This is a genomic window from Paraburkholderia yinzeri, assembly GCF_046581065.1.
Lineage (GTDB): Bacteria > Pseudomonadota > Gammaproteobacteria > Burkholderiales > Burkholderiaceae > Paraburkholderia.
Genome location: NZ_JBFOCJ010000002.1, coordinates 1,207,920 through 1,224,988, shown reverse-complemented (window position 1 = coordinate 1,224,988; position 17,069 = coordinate 1,207,920). Strand labels below are relative to the sequence as shown.

17 protein-coding genes are annotated in these 17,069 nt (G+C 65.8%); 16 read left to right on the top strand and 1 reads right to left on the bottom strand.

Annotation, left to right across the window (positions count from 1 at the left end; all coding sequences use genetic code 11):
- Positions 1-3: 3 nt before the first annotated feature.
- Positions 4-576 carry a cupin domain-containing protein gene (locus tag WJ542_RS22500; RefSeq protein ID WP_411191698.1) on the bottom strand — a complete coding sequence of 191 codons (573 nt, stop codon included), beginning with the start codon at positions 574-576 and terminating at the stop codon, positions 4-6.
- 653 nt (positions 577-1,229) lie between these two features.
- Between WJ542_RS22500 and leuC the strand changes: the two genes are divergently transcribed.
- The 16 genes from leuC to WJ542_RS22420 all read left to right on the top strand — a co-directional run bounded on the left by leuC (position 1,230) and on the right by WJ542_RS22420 (position 17,033).
- Positions 1,230-2,639, top strand: a complete 1,410-nt coding sequence (gene leuC, locus WJ542_RS22495; RefSeq protein WP_411191697.1) for a 3-isopropylmalate dehydratase large subunit — start codon at positions 1,230-1,232, stop codon at positions 2,637-2,639.
- 13 nt (positions 2,640-2,652) lie between these two features.
- On the top strand, positions 2,653-2,793 hold the full coding sequence (locus WJ542_RS22490; protein WP_411191696.1) for a hypothetical protein: 141 nt from the start codon (positions 2,653-2,655) through the stop codon (positions 2,791-2,793).
- Positions 2,794-2,842: 49 nt separating this feature from the next.
- The gene (leuD, locus tag WJ542_RS22485; RefSeq protein ID WP_411191695.1) at positions 2,843-3,493 is read left to right on the top strand and encodes a 3-isopropylmalate dehydratase small subunit; all 651 of its coding nucleotides are present in this window, start codon (positions 2,843-2,845) and stop codon (positions 3,491-3,493) included.
- A 93-nt stretch (positions 3,494-3,586) separates the two neighbouring features.
- Positions 3,587-4,654: a 3-isopropylmalate dehydrogenase gene (leuB, locus tag WJ542_RS22480; RefSeq protein WP_411191694.1), complete on the top strand. Its 1,068-nt coding sequence runs from the start codon at positions 3,587-3,589 to the stop codon at positions 4,652-4,654.
- Between the two features lie 26 nt (positions 4,655-4,680).
- On the top strand, positions 4,681-4,806 hold the full coding sequence (locus WJ542_RS22475) for a hypothetical protein (RefSeq protein ID WP_411191693.1): 126 nt from the start codon (positions 4,681-4,683) through the stop codon (positions 4,804-4,806).
- Between the two features lie 82 nt (positions 4,807-4,888).
- Positions 4,889-6,010, top strand: coding sequence for an aspartate-semialdehyde dehydrogenase (asd, locus tag WJ542_RS22470; protein ID WP_411191692.1), 1,122 nt, complete (start codon positions 4,889-4,891; stop codon positions 6,008-6,010).
- Positions 6,011-6,215: 205 nt separating this feature from the next.
- Positions 6,216-8,504: a FimV/HubP family polar landmark protein gene (locus WJ542_RS22465; RefSeq protein WP_411191691.1), complete on the top strand. Its 2,289-nt coding sequence runs from the start codon at positions 6,216-6,218 to the stop codon at positions 8,502-8,504.
- A 20-nt stretch (positions 8,505-8,524) separates the two neighbouring features.
- Positions 8,525-9,319 carry a tRNA pseudouridine(38-40) synthase TruA gene (gene truA, locus WJ542_RS22460; protein WP_411191690.1) on the top strand — a complete coding sequence of 265 codons (795 nt, stop codon included), beginning with the start codon at positions 8,525-8,527 and terminating at the stop codon, positions 9,317-9,319.
- Positions 9,320-9,357: 38 nt separating this feature from the next.
- Positions 9,358-10,056 carry a phosphoribosylanthranilate isomerase gene (locus tag WJ542_RS22455; protein ID WP_411192525.1) on the top strand — a complete coding sequence of 233 codons (699 nt, stop codon included), beginning with the start codon at positions 9,358-9,360 and terminating at the stop codon, positions 10,054-10,056.
- Positions 10,057-10,118: 62 nt separating this feature from the next.
- Positions 10,119-11,312, top strand: a complete 1,194-nt coding sequence (trpB, locus tag WJ542_RS22450; protein ID WP_411191689.1) for a tryptophan synthase subunit beta — start codon at positions 10,119-10,121, stop codon at positions 11,310-11,312.
- 22 nt (positions 11,313-11,334) lie between these two features.
- A complete protein-coding gene (locus WJ542_RS22445; protein WP_411191688.1) occupies positions 11,335-12,255 on the top strand; it encodes a DNA-methyltransferase in 921 nt (306 codons plus the stop codon).
- 54 nt (positions 12,256-12,309) lie between these two features.
- Positions 12,310-13,113, top strand: coding sequence for a tryptophan synthase subunit alpha (trpA, locus tag WJ542_RS22440; RefSeq protein WP_411191687.1), 804 nt, complete (start codon positions 12,310-12,312; stop codon positions 13,111-13,113).
- 137 nt (positions 13,114-13,250) lie between these two features.
- Positions 13,251-14,123: an acetyl-CoA carboxylase, carboxyltransferase subunit beta gene (gene accD / locus WJ542_RS22435; RefSeq protein ID WP_027797819.1), complete on the top strand. Its 873-nt coding sequence runs from the start codon at positions 13,251-13,253 to the stop codon at positions 14,121-14,123.
- A gap of 147 nt (positions 14,124-14,270) precedes the next feature.
- On the top strand, positions 14,271-15,581 hold the full coding sequence (folC, locus tag WJ542_RS22430; RefSeq protein WP_411191686.1) for a bifunctional tetrahydrofolate synthase/dihydrofolate synthase: 1,311 nt from the start codon (positions 14,271-14,273) through the stop codon (positions 15,579-15,581).
- Positions 15,582-15,631: 50 nt separating this feature from the next.
- Entirely contained in the window at positions 15,632-16,531 is a 900-nt protein-coding gene (locus WJ542_RS22425) for an SPOR domain-containing protein (protein ID WP_411191685.1), read from the top strand.
- A gap of 7 nt (positions 16,532-16,538) precedes the next feature.
- Complete coding sequence (locus WJ542_RS22420; RefSeq protein ID WP_411191684.1) at positions 16,539-17,033, top strand: CvpA family protein; 495 nt, start codon at positions 16,539-16,541, stop codon at positions 17,031-17,033.
- Positions 17,034-17,069: the final 36 nt, after the last annotated feature.

Genomic DNA, 17,069 nt, shown 5'->3' with positions numbered 1-17,069 from the left:
GTTTTAGAAGAGGCGCGGCGTGCCTACCCACACGAGCACGGTTTCCTGTTCGGAGGTATTGGTCCACGCGTGCGGCACCGTCGACTCATAGTGCGCGCTGTCGCCCACACCCAGCACGAACGACTGCCCTTCGAGCGTGAGCGTCACCTCGCCGGAGAGCACGTGCAGGAACTCTTCACCCGCGTGCGTGGTGACTTCGCTCGGACGGTCGCCGGGCGGCATGCGCACGAGAATCGCTTCGAGCTGGCGTCCGCCGGAAGGGTTCGTGAGGCGTGCGTAGAGATCGGTGGAATCGGCGAAGCCGAAGAACTTGAGATCCTGGCCCCGGCACACGCAGCCCGCTTCGGTGGGCGTATCCACGAAGTAGCTGACCGGCACGCCGAGCGCTTTGGCGATGCTCACCAGCGAAGTGATCGAGGGGCTTGCGAGATCGCGCTCTACCTGCGAAAGAAACGGTTTGGAGAGCTGGGCCGCCGTAGCGATGTCGTCCAGGGTGCGGCCCTGTCGCTGGCGCAGCCCGCGAATCTTGCTGCCTACGGAGACGACGTTTTGTGATTCGACGGCTTTCGAAACCATGACGAAATGTAATTGTCAGATGAATACGTTTTAATCTGGAGACGCTCTGGCTTAATGGCGCTTCATTCGTGTTTCATTCGCGCCTCTTTGATTTCCCCGTCGTCATATCCGGTTATCCCCTGGTGGCCACTAATGCCGGTATGCGGTGGTAAATCATCCGATAACGTCTTTGATTTGCGGGCGCTCCCCAAAAGTTTAATTGTATTTCTCGCAGCGTGGGTGCGTGTACGAGGTGGGAAGGGCTCCGGCTCGCCGGGGGTTCTGGCCCGTTGCGTGCCGTGCGGGATGCATGGCTGGTAAGCCTGCACGTTGCGAGCATAGCATTAATTGTCCTTACGAAAAATCACCAATAAATTCAGCCGCGTGTTTTGGCCCGGCGTAATTCAAGCGTATTCGCCATGGCAAACGTTTCGCTTATGCGAGGCGCGGCTGGAATCGCTCGCGGCGCAAGGCGGGTGCGTTACGCCGCTTGCGTCATGCGAGCTTTGCGTATGCCGCCGCAGTGCCGGGTAATCTCGATACAGGTATTGGCACTACCACCCAACTCCCTGTTTTTTATCGCTTTTTCCCGTGTTGGGCCTGCGTGGGGCGGGTATCGCGTGGCATAATCGGCTCACACCGTATTGCCCGTAGTCACTCATTCCCCGCATATCATGGCAAAGACGCTCTACGACAAACTGTGGGACTCGCATGTGGTCCACACGGAAGAAGACGGCACGACGCTCCTCTACATCGACCGTCATCTGCTGCACGAAGTCACCAGCCCGCAGGCCTTCGAGGGTCTGAAGCTGCACGCGCGCCCGGTCTGGCGCATCAGTGCGAACCTGGCGGTCTCCGACCATAACGTGCCCACCACCGACCGCAGCCACGGCATTGCGGATCCGGTCTCGAAGCTCCAGGTCGATACGCTCGACGCGAACTGCGATTCCTATGGAATCACGCAGTTCAAGATGACCGACCAGCGCCAGGGCATCGTCCACATCGTCGGCCCCGAGCAGGGCGCGACGCTGCCGGGCATGACCATCGTGTGCGGCGACTCGCACACGTCCACGCACGGCGCGTTCGGCGCGCTCGCGCACGGTATCGGCACGTCGGAAGTCGAGCACGTGCTCGCCACGCAAACGCTGCTGCAAAAGAAGAGCAAGAACCTGCTCGTGAAGGTGGAAGGGCAGTTGCCGCGCGGCTGCACCGCGAAGGACATCGTGCTCGCCATCATCGGCAAGATCGGCACGGCGGGCGGTACGGGCTACGCCATGGAGTTCGGCGGCTCGATGATCCGCGGCCTCACCATGGAAGGCCGCATGACCGTCTGCAACATGGCGATCGAAGCCGGCGCGCGCGCGGGCATGGTCGCCGTGGACGACACCACGGTCGACTACCTGAAGGGCCGTCCGTTCTCGCCGCAAGGCGCGGAGTGGGACCAGGCCGTCGAATACTGGAAGACCTTCCGTTCCGACGAAGGCGCGCATTTCGACCGCGTGGTCGAGCTGACCGTTGCCGACATCGTTCCGCAGGTCACGTGGGGCACCTCGCCCGAAATGGTCACCTCGGTCGACGGCCGCGTGCCCGATCCCGAGCGGGAGAAGGATCCGGTTAAGCGCGACGCGATGGAGCGCGCGCTGCAATACATGGCGCTCGATCCGAACACGCCGATCGAGTCGATCAAGCCGGACAAGATCTTCATCGGCTCGTGCACGAACGCGCGCATCGAAGACCTGCGCTCGGCCGCTTACGTCGTGAAGAAGCTTGGCCGCCGCGTAGCGCCGAACATTCGCCTCGCCATGGTGGTGCCGGGATCGGGTCTCGTGAAGGCGCAGGCCGAACGCGAAGGGCTCGACAAGGTGTTCGTCGACGCAGGTTTCGAATGGCGCGAGCCGGGCTGCTCGATGTGTCTCGCGATGAACGCCGACCGCCTCGAACCGGGCGAGCGCTGCGCGTCCACCTCGAACCGCAACTTCGAAGGGCGTCAGGGCGCGGGTGGCCGCACCCATCTCGTGAGCCCGGCGATGGCGGCGGCAGCCGCCATCGAAGGCCATTTCGTCGACATTCGCAAGCTGGGCTAAGCGGAGCAAAGCTATGAAGGCAGGCATTTTCTGGCGTCGCACCGCGCTTCTTTCGCTCGTGGGCCTGCTGCTCGCGCTGACGGGCTGCAACACGGTGGCGGGCTTCGGCCAGGACATCACCGACTCGTCGCGCGCGGTGCAGCACGCGCTGTAAGCGCGCTGCGTCTTACCGACGTACCCTGCATCCTTCTGGATTACGGATCATGGAAAAATTCATCGTACACACCGGCGTCGTGGCGCCGCTCGATCGCGAGAACGTGGACACGGACGCGATCATTCCGAAGCAGTTCCTCAAGTCGATCAAGCGCACGGGCTTCGGTCCCAACGCCTTCGACGAATGGCGCTACCTCGACCACGGCGAGCCGGGCCAGGACAATTCGAAGCGCCCGCTCAATCCCGACTTCGTGCTGAACCAGCCGCGCTATCAGGGCGCTTCGGTGCTGCTCGCACGCAAGAACTTCGGCTGCGGCAGCTCGCGCGAGCACGCCCCCTGGGCGCTGCAGCAATACGGCTTTCGCGCGATCATCGCGCCGAGCTTCGCCGACATCTTCTACAACAACTGCTTCAAGAACGGCCTGTTGCCGGTCGTGCTCACCGAGCAGCAGGTGGATCATCTGTTCAACGAAACGGTTGCGTTCAACGGCTTTCAACTGACGATCGACCTCGACAAGCAGGTCGTGCGCACGACCGACGGCGCGGCGGAATATCCGTTCGAGGTGGCCGCGTTCCGCCGCTACTGCCTGCTGAACGGCTTCGACGACATCGGCCTCACGTTGCGCCACGCCGACAAGATCCGCCTGTACGAAGCCGAGCGCATTGCGCGCCAGCCGTGGCTGAGCAACCGCGTGCTCTGAGCGCGAGCCGGACGGCTTGCGCGCATCCGCGTATAGCCGAACCTGCAGCGCAATAACAGCGAAACAACAGCGAAACCCGCGAGGAATCCCAGGATGAAGATTGCAGTGCTGCCGGGCGACGGAATCGGCCCCGAGATCGTGAAAGAAGCCGTCAAGGTGCTGAATGCGCTTGGCGAAAAGTTCGAGATGGAAGAAGCGCCCGTTGGCGGCGCGGGCTACGAGGCGAGCGGCCATCCGCTGCCTGAAGCCACGCTCGCGCTGGCGAAGTCGGCCGACGCGATCCTGTTCGGCGCCGTGGGCGACTGGAAGTACGACTCGCTCGAGCGCGCGCTGCGCCCCGAACAGGCCATCCTGGGTTTGCGCAAGCATCTGGAACTGTTCGCGAACTTCCGTCCGGCGATCTGCTATCCGCAGCTTACGGGCGCCTCGTCGCTGAAGCCCGAGATCGTCTCCGGTCTCGACATTCTGATCGTGCGCGAACTGAACGGCGACATCTACTTCGGCCAGCCGCGCGGCACGCGCGAAGCGCCGGACGGTCTCTTCAAGGGCGCGCGCGAAGGCTTCGACACGATGCGTTATTCGGAGCCCGAAGTACGACGCATCGCGCATGTGGCCTTCCAGGCGGCGCAGAAGCGCCAGAAGAAGCTCACGTCGGTGGACAAGGCCAATGTGCTCGAAACTTCGCAGTTCTGGAAGGACATCATGATCGATGTCTCGAAGGAATATCCGGAAGTCGAGCTTTCGCACATGTACGTCGACAATGCGGCCATGCAGCTCGTGAAGGCGCCGAAGGCGTTCGACGTCGTGGTGACGGGCAACGTGTTCGGCGACATTCTCTCGGACGAAGCGGCCATGCTCACGGGTTCGATCGGCATGCTGCCCTCGGCCTCGCTCGACAAGAACAACAAGGGGCTGTACGAGCCGTCGCACGGCTCGGCGCCGGACATCGCGGGCAAGGGCGTTGCGAATCCGCTCGCCACGATCCTCTCGGCCGCGATGATGCTGCGCTACTCGCTGGGCCGCGCCGGGCAGGCCGATCGCATTGAAAATGCCGTGAAGAAGGTGCTCGAACAGGGCTATCGCACGGGCGACATCCTCACGCCGGGTTGCCGGCAGGTGGGTACGGCGGCGATGGGCGACGCCGTGGTCGCGGCGCTGTAAAGACGGTTTTCGTGTATATTGTGGCGATGGCGACGATCCCCCAGATCACCTCTGTTTCGAAAATCCACGGCGCAGCCCGTGCGATTTCGCTTGCCATCGCCACAAAAGCGACCACGAAAACGACGATTATCAAAACGATCACCATTCGTTGATCGCTCGTCGTGCCCGCTCATCTTCCCCGCGCGGCCACGCCGGGCGAGCGAAGCGGGGAAGTGTCCATTTCAAGGGTAAGTCATGAATGTAGGTCTCGTAGGTTGGCGCGGCATGGTCGGCAGCGTGCTGATGCAGCGCATGCAGGAAGAACGTGATTTCGACCTGATCGAGCCGGTGTTTTTCAGCACCAGCAACGCAGGCGGCGCGGCGCCGTCGAACGCCCGAAACGAGACGAAGCTCAAGGACGCGAACAGCGTCGATGAGCTCAGGAAGTGCGACGTCATCATCACCTGCCAGGGCGGCGACTACACCAACGAGGTGTATCCGAAGCTGCGCGCGGCGGGCTGGAAGGGCTACTGGATCGACGCGGCTTCGGCGCTGCGCATGAAGGACGACGCCGTCATCATCCTCGACCCGGTGAACCTCGACGTCATCAAGGACGCGCTCGTCAAGGGCCAGAAGGACTTCATCGGCGGCAACTGCACCGTGAGCCTCATGCTGATGGCGCTGGGCGGCCTGTTCCGCGAGAACCTCGTCGACTGGATGACGGCCATGACGTATCAGGCCGCATCGGGCGCGGGCGCGCAGAACATGCGCGAACTGCTCGCGCAGATGGGCACGCTCAATGGCGCGGTGGCGGCGGATCTCGCGAATCCTTCGTCGGCGATTCTCGACATCGACCGCAAGGTACTCGCCGCGATGAACAGCGACGCCATGCCGACGCAGCATTTCGGCGTGCCGCTCGCGGGCTCGCTGATTCCGTGGATCGACAAGGATCTCGGCAACGGCATGTCGAAGGAAGAGTGGAAGGGCGGCGCCGAAACCAACAAGATTCTCGGCAAGCCGGCCATGGGCGAGCCGGGATCGATCCCCGTGGACGGTCTGTGCGTGCGGATCGGCGCGATGCGCTGCCACTCGCAGGCGCTCACGATCAAGCTCACGAAGGACGTGCCGCTCGACGAGATCGACGGCATCCTCGCTTCGGCCAACGACTGGGTCAAGGTCGTGCCGAACCAGCGCGAAGCGTCGATGCGCGATCTGTCGCCGGCCGTGGTGACGGGCACGCTCACGGTGCCGGTGGGCCGTCTGCGCAAGCTCGCGATGGGTGGCGAGTATCTGTCGGCCTTCACAGTGGGCGATCAACTGCTGTGGGGTGCCGCCGAACCGCTGCGTCGCATGCTGCGCATTCTGCTCGACAAGTGAATCATTTAAACTACGCGGCTAATGACGCGTAGAGACGATGAAAAGCGCCGCGCCAGTCGCGGCGCTTTTTTATTTGGCACGTCCCGCAGTTCGCTTCCGTATCTGATTCATCGACAACCGCGCGAGCGGTATGCCAGGGCACCTGATGATCGTTCGATTTGATTCTGTTCCCGCAGCCATGGGGCGGCGGGCAGCAAGCGTCGCCATGGCGGCGGCTTTCCTTGCGCTGAGCGGCGTCGCCAGCGCGCAAGGCGGTGCGGCGGCCACGGCCGCTTCGGCGTCTTCCGCATCGGCCCCGGCCGCACCTCAGCCGGCCGCACCGATTGTCGGCCAGTATTCGGTCCATCCGGGGCAATCCCTGCACGACATCGCCATCGATCTCACGCAGTCGCATGACAAAAGTCTGCTTGCCAACGTGAGCCAGGCGCTGTTCGATGCCAATCCCACCGCATTCGCGAAGCACGACCCGAGCCGTTTGAAGATCGGCGCCGTGCTGAACGTGCCCGGCGTGCCGGGCGTCGTGGCGGGGGCTTCCGGCGTGACGGCCGCGTCTGCGCCTGCGCCCGTGGCGGCGGCTTCGGCCCCGGCGGCTGGTGCGGGTGCGAATGCGCCCGCGAGTATGTCCACGGGTGTGCCCACTGCGGCGTCTGCGGCGAGCGCGCCGGCACAGGCTGCGTCGCAAGGCGCGTCTGCCGCCGTGGTGACGGGCGCCAGCGTTGCGGCGGCCGCGCCAGCGAGTGCCGTGTCCGCGGCCTCCATGCCGGCGATGGCAGCCAGTGCGGCGACCGCCGCGAGCGGTGCGAGTGCCCCTGGCGTCGCGGCATCGGGCGCGTCGGCTGGCGCTGCCGCAAACCTGGCTAGTCCGGCGAGCGATACCCATGTCTGGAGCGGCTCGGTCGTCGCCGTGCCCGCTGCCAGCGCGGCGTTCGCCCAAGGGGCGTCGTCGGCGCGGATGTCGGTTCCGCTGTCGAGTCTGCAGCAACTGCTGGAACTCAAGAACCGCGTGCTCATGGCGCTGCAGAAGCATGGCATCGGCAAGCCGGTTCAGGCCGTAGGCGCGAGCGGTGCCATATCCGCGAGCGGGGCTGTCGCTCCCGGAGCGAACCGTCCCGCGCCGGGTGCGGCGAGTCCGGCCGCGAGCACGGCGCAGCCGGATCTGTCGCCCGTGGCCTTGGGCATCGCGGCGGTCATTGGCGCTGCGCTCCTCGCGCTGATTCTTCGTTTGTTGATACGCAAGCGCAAGAAGCCCGTTGTGGCCGATGCAGCGCCGTTGGACGTGCCCGAAGCGCCAGTCGCGAATGAGGCCGCCGAGCTGCCTGTACTGGAGACGCCGCTACACGAGGTATCCGCTGCCTCCGTTGTGCCGCGCGCGCCGGAGGCCGCTACGGCCGTATCGTCGGCCGAAGCTCCGCAGCATGACGAAACGCCCGACCACGCAACCGATGCCGCGCGCCTTCCGGCTGCGGCGGATCTGGACGGCGAAGCGCGTGCGCCGGCACACTTCGAAGCGTCACACGAACAGCCGGAGCAGGGCGCCCAGGCCGCGCCGCAACATGAGGAGCCAGCGGAACAAGGCCCTGCAACGCACGATGTCGAACCGGCCGAGCCGGAAACGCTCGCGGCCGCCAGCGAAGCGGCGCGCTTCGCCGCCGCGGCCGAACCAGGCGCTGCTGCGCTGTCGCCGGAGAGCCTCGTTCCTGAGCGCAACGCAGCAGGCGAAGCTGAAGAACTGGCGCGGGCCGCCGAGCCGGCATTGCCCGAAGCGGTGCCGGAACCGCATGGCGATACGGCACCCGGCGAGCCGGTTGCCGAGCCATCGCTGCCGCCGGCGGAGCCGGAAGTGCCTGCGCTGGATCTGGGCGCACCACATGCCGTGCCCGAGCCGGAACTCAGCCTGCCGCAGCACCATGAGGACACGCCGTTCCCTGAAGTCGCGCCGTTTGCCGAGCCCGTATTGCCCGCAATCGCCGCAGAAGACATGAATTACCCGGCCGTACCGCCCGAGTTCCCGCCCGATGCCGTCCACGCCCTCGGCGGTCTCGACATGCCGCTGCCTCCGCGGATCGAAGCGGGCCCTGCCGACCCGTTCGCGGCACACGCGCCGCTCTCGACGGAGCCGGTGAACTCGCCCGAAACGACGGCGGCGCAAGCGGTGCCGTTCGCCGAGCCGCCCGCGCCGCCGGCCGGCGAGGCCATTGAAGCGGGCACGGCAGGTCCGGGTGCGATCGCGGGCCTCGGTGCCCCGCGCTTCGGCCCGCTTACGCTCGACTTCGACCTGAACCTGCCGCCCGACTTCGCCGAGCCGCTGCCGGTCTTCACACCGGAGCAACTGGCGCGAATCGCGCGCAACAAACTCGAACTCGCGCACGAGTACATCGCGCTCGGCGATCTGGCGGGCGCCCGCTCGCTGATCAACGAGGTGATCGAGTCGAACGACTACGCCACGCGCTCCGACGCGCAGGCGTTGCTCTCGACGCTCGCGCCGCTTTCGTGACCGTAAGCGGACGAGTTCGTATGCGTATCGCGCTAGGCGTTCAATACGACGGGGCCGCGTTCTGCGGCTGGCAATCTCAGCCGCACGGCAAGACGGTGCAGGACGCGCTCGAACGCGCCCTGCGCGAGTTCGCGTGCGTGCCGCTCCCGACCGTCGTGGCGGGCCGCACCGACACGGGCGTCCACGGTCTTGGCCAGGTCCTCCATTTCGACACCGAACTCGATCGCACGCCGTTTTCGTGGGTGCGCGGCACCAACGCGTTCCTGCCCTCGACGGTCGCCGTGCAGTGGGCGCAGCCGATGCCGGAGGCGTTCCACGCGCGCTTCTCGGCGTTCGAGCGTACGTACTACTACGTGCTCTACGTGAACGCGGTGCGCTCGCCGATGCTGGCGAGCCGCGCGGGCTGGATCCATACGCCGCTCGACGTCGACGCGATGCGCGAGGCCGCCGCCCATCTGATCGGCCAGCACGATTTTTCGGCGTTCCGTTCGTCGGAGTGCCAGTCGAAGACGCCGGTCAAGCATCTCTACCAGATCGACATTCGCCCGCAGGGCGATTTCATCCATTTCCGCTTTCGCGCCAATGCGTTTCTGCACCACATGGTTCGCAACCTGATGGGCTGTCTCGTAGCGGTGGGGCGCGGGCGCTATCCGGCGGCCTGGATGGCCGAAGTGCTGGCGGGGCTCGATCGCACGAAGGCCGCGCCGACCTTCATGCCCGACGGACTGTACCTCGCCGAGGTAGGCTATCCTGACGAGTTCCAGGTGCCGGGGCCGCATACGGCGAGCTTGCCGTGGAGCGCTATCTGGGCCTGACCTCGGGGCGCAACATCGAACCGCATACCTTATCCGCCATGACTGCTGCCGATCCTTCCACGGCTCAAGCCGCCGCATCCGCCCAGCGCCGCACGCGCATCAAACTGTGCGGCCTGAGCACGCCCGAGGCGGTCGAACATGCCATCGACCTCGGTGCCGACGCGATCGGCCTCGTGTTCTATCCGAAGAGCCCGCGCTCGGTGACGGTCGCGCAGGCAGTCGAGCTCGCCCACGACATTCCGCCCTTCGTTTCGGTCGTGGGGCTCTTCGTGAACGCGACGCCGCAGTGGATCGGCGAGGTGGCGAGCAACGTCTCGCTCACGCTGCTGCAGTTCCACGGCGACGAAACGCCGGCGCAGTGCGAGGCGCTGGCGGCCGTTGCCGGTTTGCCCTGGTTGCGCGCGCTACGGGTGGCGGCCGATACTCGGCAGGCCGATTTGATAGAATCGGCAAACAGTTATTCGTCAGCCAGCGGCCTCCTGTTCGACACGCACGTCGAGGGGTACGGCGGTGGCGGGAAGGTCTTCGATTGGTCACTTATCCCCGCAGGGCTCGCGCGTCGGGCCGTTTTGAGTGGTGGCTTGAACGCGCAAAACGTCAGTGATGCGATTCGCCAGGTGCGTCCGTACGCCGTCGATGTCTCCAGTGGCATCGAGGTCCCGGGCGCAAAGGGCGTGAAGGATCACGCCCGCATGGCGGCGTTCGTGCGCGCAGTGCGCGAAGCGGACGCGGGATGAAAAACCTTGGCCGGCAAGCCCTCGCGCAACGCGAGCGCGCCCAGGGCCCAAGCGAGTGACTCATGTACAACTTACCTGATGAACGCGGCCATTTCGGCCCTTATGGTGGCGTGTTCGCTGCCGAAACCCTCATGCAGGCGATCGACGAACTGCGCGACGCCTACGAGAAGTTCAAGAACGATCCCGACTTCGTCGCCGAATATGAACGCGAGCTGAAGCATTTCGTCGGCCGTCCGTCGCCGATCTACCATGCCCAGCGCTGGAGCGAGAGGGTGGGCGGCGCGCAGATCTATCTGAAGCGCGAAGACCTGAACCACACCGGCGCCCACAAGGTGAACAACGTGATCGGCCAGGCGCTGCTCGCGAAGCGCATGGGCAAGCCGCGCGTGATCGCCGAAACGGGCGCGGGCCAGCACGGCGTGGCCACGGCCACGATCGCGGCGCGCTTCGGCATGGAGTGCGTGGTCTATATGGGCGCGGAAGACGTGCGCCGCCAGGCCGCGAACGTCTACCGCATGAAGTTGCTGGGCGCGACCGTCGTGCCTGTGGAGTCGGGCTCGCGCACGCTCAAGGACGCGCTCAACGAAGCGATGCGCGACTGGGTCACCAACGTCGAAAACACCTTCTACATCATCGGCACCGTGGCGGGTCCGCACCCGTACCCGATGATGGTGCGCGACTTCCAGCGCGTGATCGGCGACGAATGCCGCGTGCAGATGCCGGAAATGACGGGTCGCCAGCCCGACGCCGTGATCGCGTGCGTGGGCGGCGGATCGAACGCGATGGGCATCTTTTACCCGTATATCGACGACACTTCGGTGCAGTTGATCGGCGTGGAACCGGCCGGCGACGGCATGGAAACGGGCCGTCACGCCGCCTCGCTCGCGGCCGGCACGCCGGGCGTGCTGCACGGCAACCGCACCTACCTGCTGCAGGACGAGAACGGCCAGATCATCGAGACGCATTCGATTTCCGCGGGTCTCGACTATCCGGGCGTCGGTCCCGAGCACGCGTGGCTGAAGGACAGCGGCCGCGCGCAGTACGTGACGATCGACGACGAGGAAGCGCTCAAGGCGTTCCACGACTGCTGCCGGATCGAAGGCATCATTCCGGCGCTCGAATCGAGCCACGCGCTCGCGTACGCGGCGAAGCTGGCCCCGACACTGCCTAAGGACAAGATCCTGCTGGTGAACCTGTCTGGCCGGGGCGACAAGGACATGCACACGGTCGCCGAGCGATCGGGCATCCAGTTCTGAGCGCCCCGAGGTGACTCAAGCGATGCGCGACGAGTTCGACGAGCCGCAAGCCCCGGCGCCCGACAGCGATCTGACCGAAGCGGTTGCCGCAGCCACACCCTGCGCGCAGCCGCCCGAAGGCTCGCTGCCGGTCGTGCCGGACGGCATCCGGCTCCTGAACCGCGATTTTCTGACCGATGCAGCGAACCTGCCCGACGCCTCGATCGACCTGATCGTCGCCGACCCGCCCTACGGGCTCGGCAAGGACTACGGCAACGATTCCGACATGCGTTCGGGCGAGAACTTCCTCGCCTGGACGTATGAATGGCTCGAGCTGGCGATTCCGAAGCTCAAGGCCAGCGGGTCGCTCTACGTGTTCTGCACCTGGCAGTACGCGCCGGAAATCTTCGTCTTCCTCAAGTCGAAGCTCACGATGATCAACGAGATCGTCTGGGACCGGCGTGTGCCGAGCATGGGCGGCACGACGCGCCGATTCACCTCGGTGCACGACAACATCGGTTTCTTCGCGGTGTCGAAGAATTACTACTTCGACCTCGATCCCGTCCGCATCCCGTACGATGCCGTCACGAAGAAGGCGCGTTCGCGCAAGATATTCGAAGGCAGCAGGTGGCTGGAGCTCGGCTACAACCCCAAGGACGTCTGGTCCGTTTCGCGGCTGCATCGCCAGCACGCGGAGCGGGTGGATCATCCCACCCAGAAGCCTCTTGAGATCGTCGAGCGCATGGTGCTCGCGAGCTGCCCGCCGGGCGGCCGCGTGCTGGACCCGTTCATGGGCAGCGGCACCACGGCTGTCGCCTGCGCACGCCAGAAGCGCGAATTCGTCGGCTATGAAATCAACGAAAGTTACTGCGCGATCGCGCGCGAACGCGTGAGCGCGGCCGTTGCTCCGGCGACTGCCGCCTCCGCGCCCGTCGCGCCCGCAACCGCCGTGGCAGGCGCCTGATGCGCCGCCACCGTCGCCACGCGCGCGGTAACGACTGAAACAGAGGACCCTGAAATGTCCCGTATCAAGAACACGTTCGACACGTTGGCCGCCCAAGGCAGGAAAGGCCTCATCCCGTTCATGACCGCCGGCGATCCCGATCCGGCGCGCACCGTCGAATTCATGCACGCGCTCGCCGCCGGCGGCGCGGACGTGATCGAACTGGGCGTGCCGTTCTCGGACCCGATGGCCGACGGCCCGGTGATCCAGCAATCCTCGGAGCGCGCGCTGGCGAAAGGCGTCACGTTGAAGAGCGTGCTGGCCGACGTGAAGCGTTTCCGCGAAACCGACGACAAGACGCCGGTCGTGCTGATGGGCTATGCGAACCCCATCGAACGCATGGGCACCGAGGCATTCGCCGCCGCCGCGAAAGCGGCGGGCGTGGACGGCGTGCTCGTGGTGGACTATCCGCCCGAAGAATGCGTGACCTTCGCCGCGTCGATGAAATCGGCGGGCATCGATCCGATCTTCCTGCTCGCGCCCACCTCGACGGACGAACGTATTGCCGAAGTCGGCCGCGTCGCGAGCGGCTATGTCTATTACGTCTCGCTCAAGGGCGTGACGGGGGCAGCCAATCTGGACGTGGCGAGCATCGCGAGTAAAATGCCGGCCATCAAGTCGCGCGTGCCGCTGCCCGTTGGCGTGGGCTTCGGTATTCGCGACGCGCAGACCGCCGCCGCGGTTGCCGCCGTGAGCGATGCCGTCGTGATCGGCAGCCGTATCGTGCAGTTGCTGGAGCAATCGCCGCCAGATGCCGCAGCCGAAACGCTCAAGGCATTCATTGCAGGCGTCCGCGCTGCGCTGGACGGCAAGGAATAAGAGACCTGCAGGACCTGCGGTAAAATCCACTTTTCGCCATGCGCGGTCGGGGTCGGAACCCGGTTGAGATTGCCGGATTGCTCGTTTGGAGCGTTCCGTCCGCGCCGCGCATCACGAAGGTCAAGGAAGGATAATCAATGAGCTGGCTCGACAAACTGCTGCCGCCGAAGATCAAGCAAACCGATCCGAAAAGCCGCAAGAGCATTCCGGAAGGCCTGTGGATCAAGTGCCCGTCGTGCGAAGCGGTGCTGTACCGCAACGACGTCGAGGCGAACCTCCATGTTTGCCCGAAGTGCGATCACCACATGCGCATCGGCGCGCGCGAGCGTCTCGACGCGCTGCTGGATCCGGAAGGCCGCTATGAGATCGGCCAGGAGATCGTGCCGGTCGACGCGCTCAAGTTCAAGGACAGCCGCAAGTACCCGGACCGCCTGAAAGAGGCGATCGACGAAACCGGCGAAACCGACGCCATGGTCGTGATGGGCGGCGCGATCCACACGCTGCCGGTCGTGGTGGCGTGCTTCGAGTTCTCGTTCATGGGCGGCTCGATGGGCTCCGTGGTGGGCGAGCGCTTCGCGCGCGGCGCGCAGAACGCGCTTGAGCAGCAGGTTCCGTTCATCTGCTTCACGGCCTCGGGCGGCGCGCGCATGCAGGAAAGCCTGCTCTCGCTCATGCAGATGGCCAAGACCACGGCCATGCTGACCAAGCTCGCCGATGCGAAGCTGCCGTTCATCTCCGTGCTGACCGACCCGACCATGGGCGGCGTTTCGGCGAGCTTCGCGTTCCTTGGCGACGTGGTGATCGCCGAGCCGAAGGCGCTGATCGGCTTTGCCGGCCCGCGCGTGATCGAGCAGACCGTGCGCGAGAAGCTGCCGGAAGGCTTCCAGCGCTCGGAATTCCTGATGCAGAAGGGCGCGATCGACATGATCGTGGACCGCCGCAAGCTGCGCGAAGAGATCGCACAACTCATCGCCATCTTGTCGCGCCAGCCCGCGGACGCGGTGGCCTGACGCGTTTCTCCCGCATTTCCCCACGCGCCGCAAGCCTTAGGCAAGCGGCGCGTTGTCATTTCCGCGATAATGCCGTTTTTTCCTCGCAGGCCTGACGGGCTGCGGCCAGCAGAAGCGGCAGGGCGCGCCCCCGCATAGCGATATCCGATGAGTACCTTTCCCACCCTCGACGCGTGGCTCACGCACCTCGAAACCGCGCATCCGGTCGGCATCGACATGGGGCTCAACCGGATTCGCCAGGTGAAAGAAGCGCTCCAACTGAAGTTCGATTGCCCGATCTTCACGGTGGGCGGCACGAACGGGAAGGGCTCGACCTGCGCGATCCTCGAAACGATCCTGCTGAAATCCGGCTACCACGTGGGCTGCCATACCTCGCCGCACCTGCTGTCGTTCAACGAGCGCGCGCGTCTCGACGGCCAGCAGGCGAGCGACGCCGAGCTGCTGCCGTACTTCGAGGCCGTGGAGGCCGCGCGTCTGTCGCTGCCGCAGCCGGTCTCGCTCACGTACTTCGAGTTCACGACGCTCGCGATCATGCTGCTGTTCGCCTCGCGCGGGCTCGACGCGGTGATTTTCGAAGTGGGCCTCGGCGGCCGTCTGGACGCCGTGAACGTGCTCGATACCGACTGCGCGATCGTCACGAGCATCGACATTGATCACACCGAGTATCTGGGCAACACGCGCGAGAAGATCGCCTTCGAAAAGGCCGGCATCTTCCGTCCCGGCAAGCCCGCCATCTGCGCCGATCCCATGCCGCCGCAGTCGCTCGTCGATCATGCCGAGGCGATCGGCGCCGATCTGTGGCGCTTCGGGCGCGATTTCCGCTATGAGGGGCAGGCGGGCAGCGAGCGCCAGCAATGGAATTACGTGGGCCGCGCGCAGCGCCGCTCGGCATTGGCCTACCCGGCGCTGCGCGGGGCCAATCAGTTGATCAATACCTCGGCCGCGCTCGCCGCGCTCGAAGCCCTGCGCGACCGCGTGCCGGTCTCCGCGCAGGACATCCGCCTCGGCCTCGCGAACGTCGAGCTGCCGGGCCGCTTCCAGGTGCTGCCGGGCAAGCCTTCTGTGATCCTCGACGTGGGCCACAACCCGCATGCCGCCGCCGTGCTCGCGCAGAACCTCGGCAGCATGGGCTACTTCCCGTACACCTACGCCGTGTTCGGCGCGATGGGGGACAAGGACCTTGCCGGCGTGATCGAGCACCTGAAGGGCGAGATCGATCACTGGTGCGTGACCGGTCTGCCGGGGCCGCGTGCGGCGTCCGCGCAACAGCTCGAAGCCGTGTTGCGCGAGGCCGGCGTCGAGGATGGCCCGGACAGCAGCGTGACGCGCTACGAATCGCCCGCCTCGGCTTTTCAAGATGCGCTAAAACGCGCATCTGAAAATGATAGAATTCTTGTTTTCGGTAGTTTCCTGACAGTTGCCGGCGTGATGGCCTGGCGAAAGTCGCAGCAGCACTGAACCTGCACACGCCGCCACGCTACGCAGATACAGGCCTAAAGCAGCCATACATGGGAATTTTCTCGTTCGGCAAGAAAGACGACGCGGCGCCCCGACGGCGCGGCGCGGAAGCCGGCTCGGGCCGGCGTAGCAGCCAGAGTGCGCGCGTGGAGCGGCGCAGCCGCCGGCCGGACCGGTCGGCCGACGCCGAAGCGATGCTGCTCGATCCCACCCTTCCTGAGAAGCAGCGCGCGCGCCGGCGCCTCGTGGGCGCGATCGCGCTCGTGGTGGCGGCTATCGTGATCCTGCCGATGGTGCTCGATTCGCACCCGAAACCTGTTACCGACGACATCGCGATCGACATTCCGAGCCGCCCGACACCGCCCGGCGAGAAGGCCGCGGCCCGCGACGACGCCGATAGCGACGACGATACGCAGGCCGGCGTCGCGCCCGACAATCCCGGCGCGTCCAATCTCGCGACGGTGGCTTCTGGCGCCACCGCGGCACCGGCGCAGACCGCCCATAGCACGAACCCAACCAGCGCCGGCGCGAAGGCCGCCGCACAAACCCAGACGACAGCCGCCGCGAAGACCGCTCCGGCGCAGACTTCCGCCACCAGCAAGCCTGCCGGCAAGTCCGCCGCGCCTTCGGCGAACACGGCCGTCGCCTCGAACCAGAACACGGATGCCGCCGACAGCGGCGACAACAGCAGCGCGCCGCCCACACCGCCGGGTTCGCGCTTCGCCGTGCAACTGGGCTCGTTCAGCAACGCCACCGCCGCGAGCAACTGGGTGACGAAGTTGAAAGCGGCCGGCGTACCCGCATATACCGAACAGCGCAAGCAGCCCGACGGCTCGACGCGCACGCTCCTGCGCGCAGGCCCGTTCCCGGACCGCGCGGCGGCTTCGGAGGCGATCGCGAAGGTGCGCGGCGCGGGTTTGATGGCAGGTTCGAACGGGGCAGCGGATTAAGCCGCCGATGTTCACCGCCTTCGACTACGCTGTAATGGCGGTGATTGGTTTGTCGGCGCTGCGCGGGGCGTGGCGCGGATTGATCGGCGAGATTTTCGGATTGATCGGCTGGATCGTCGCGTTTCTGGTGGCCTGCCGCTACGTGGAGCGCGTAGTGCCGTGGATTCCGGCGCACTGGCCGGGCGGCGCCCTCACGCAGTGGCTGATCGCCTTCGCGCTGATCGTGATAGGCGTGGTGCTCGTGGCCGGCGTGGCGAACGCGCTGCTCGGGCGCATCGTGCAGGTGAGCGGACTGTCCGGCGTGGACCGGTCGCTCGGTTTGATGTTCGGCCTCGTGCGAGGCGTCGTACTGGTGCTGATTCTCGTCGTCCTCGGCGGACTGACCGAGCTGCCCCAGCAGGACTTCTGGCGCAATGCGCTGCTGCGGCCCTATGTCGAGCAGGGCGTGCACGAACTGAAACCGCTGCTGCCCGACGCGCTCGCAGGCTACGTTCGCGTCTAGCCCGCCCGGAGCCGACCCGATACAAACGGGGCAAGG

What these genes read in the sequence shown, in the direction of transcription:
- accD (WP_027797819.1), top strand. Translation starts at nt 13,251, where the DNA reads ATGAGCTGGCTCGACAAACTGCTGCCGCCGAAGATCAAGCAAACCGAT.
- folC (WP_411191686.1), top strand. Translation starts at nt 14,271, where the DNA reads ATGAGTACCTTTCCCACCCTCGACGCGTGGCTCACGCACCTCGAAACC.
- asd (WP_411191692.1), top strand. Translation starts at nt 4,889, where the DNA reads ATGAATGTAGGTCTCGTAGGTTGGCGCGGCATGGTCGGCAGCGTGCTG.
- truA (WP_411191690.1), top strand. Translation starts at nt 8,525, where the DNA reads ATGCGTATCGCGCTAGGCGTTCAATACGACGGGGCCGCGTTCTGCGGC.
- trpA (WP_411191687.1), top strand. Translation starts at nt 12,310, where the DNA reads ATGTCCCGTATCAAGAACACGTTCGACACGTTGGCCGCCCAAGGCAGG.
- WJ542_RS22425 (WP_411191685.1), top strand. Translation starts at nt 15,632, where the DNA reads ATGGGAATTTTCTCGTTCGGCAAGAAAGACGACGCGGCGCCCCGACGG.
- WJ542_RS22465 (WP_411191691.1), top strand. Translation starts at nt 6,216, where the DNA reads ATGGCGGCGGCTTTCCTTGCGCTGAGCGGCGTCGCCAGCGCGCAAGGC.
- trpB (WP_411191689.1), top strand. Translation starts at nt 10,119, where the DNA reads ATGTACAACTTACCTGATGAACGCGGCCATTTCGGCCCTTATGGTGGC.
- WJ542_RS22500 (WP_411191698.1), bottom strand. Translation starts at nt 576, where the DNA reads ATGGTTTCGAAAGCCGTCGAATCACAAAACGTCGTCTCCGTAGGCAGC.
- WJ542_RS22445 (WP_411191688.1), top strand. Translation starts at nt 11,335, where the DNA reads ATGCGCGACGAGTTCGACGAGCCGCAAGCCCCGGCGCCCGACAGCGAT.
- leuD (WP_411191695.1), top strand. Translation starts at nt 2,843, where the DNA reads ATGGAAAAATTCATCGTACACACCGGCGTCGTGGCGCCGCTCGATCGC.
- leuC (WP_411191697.1), top strand. Translation starts at nt 1,230, where the DNA reads ATGGCAAAGACGCTCTACGACAAACTGTGGGACTCGCATGTGGTCCAC.
- leuB (WP_411191694.1), top strand. Translation starts at nt 3,587, where the DNA reads ATGAAGATTGCAGTGCTGCCGGGCGACGGAATCGGCCCCGAGATCGTG.
- WJ542_RS22455 (WP_411192525.1), top strand. Translation starts at nt 9,358, where the DNA reads ATGACTGCTGCCGATCCTTCCACGGCTCAAGCCGCCGCATCCGCCCAG.
- WJ542_RS22490 (WP_411191696.1), top strand. Translation starts at nt 2,653, where the DNA reads ATGAAGGCAGGCATTTTCTGGCGTCGCACCGCGCTTCTTTCGCTCGTG.
- WJ542_RS22475 (WP_411191693.1), top strand. Translation starts at nt 4,681, where the DNA reads ATGGCGACGATCCCCCAGATCACCTCTGTTTCGAAAATCCACGGCGCA.
- WJ542_RS22420 (WP_411191684.1), top strand. Translation starts at nt 16,539, where the DNA reads ATGTTCACCGCCTTCGACTACGCTGTAATGGCGGTGATTGGTTTGTCG.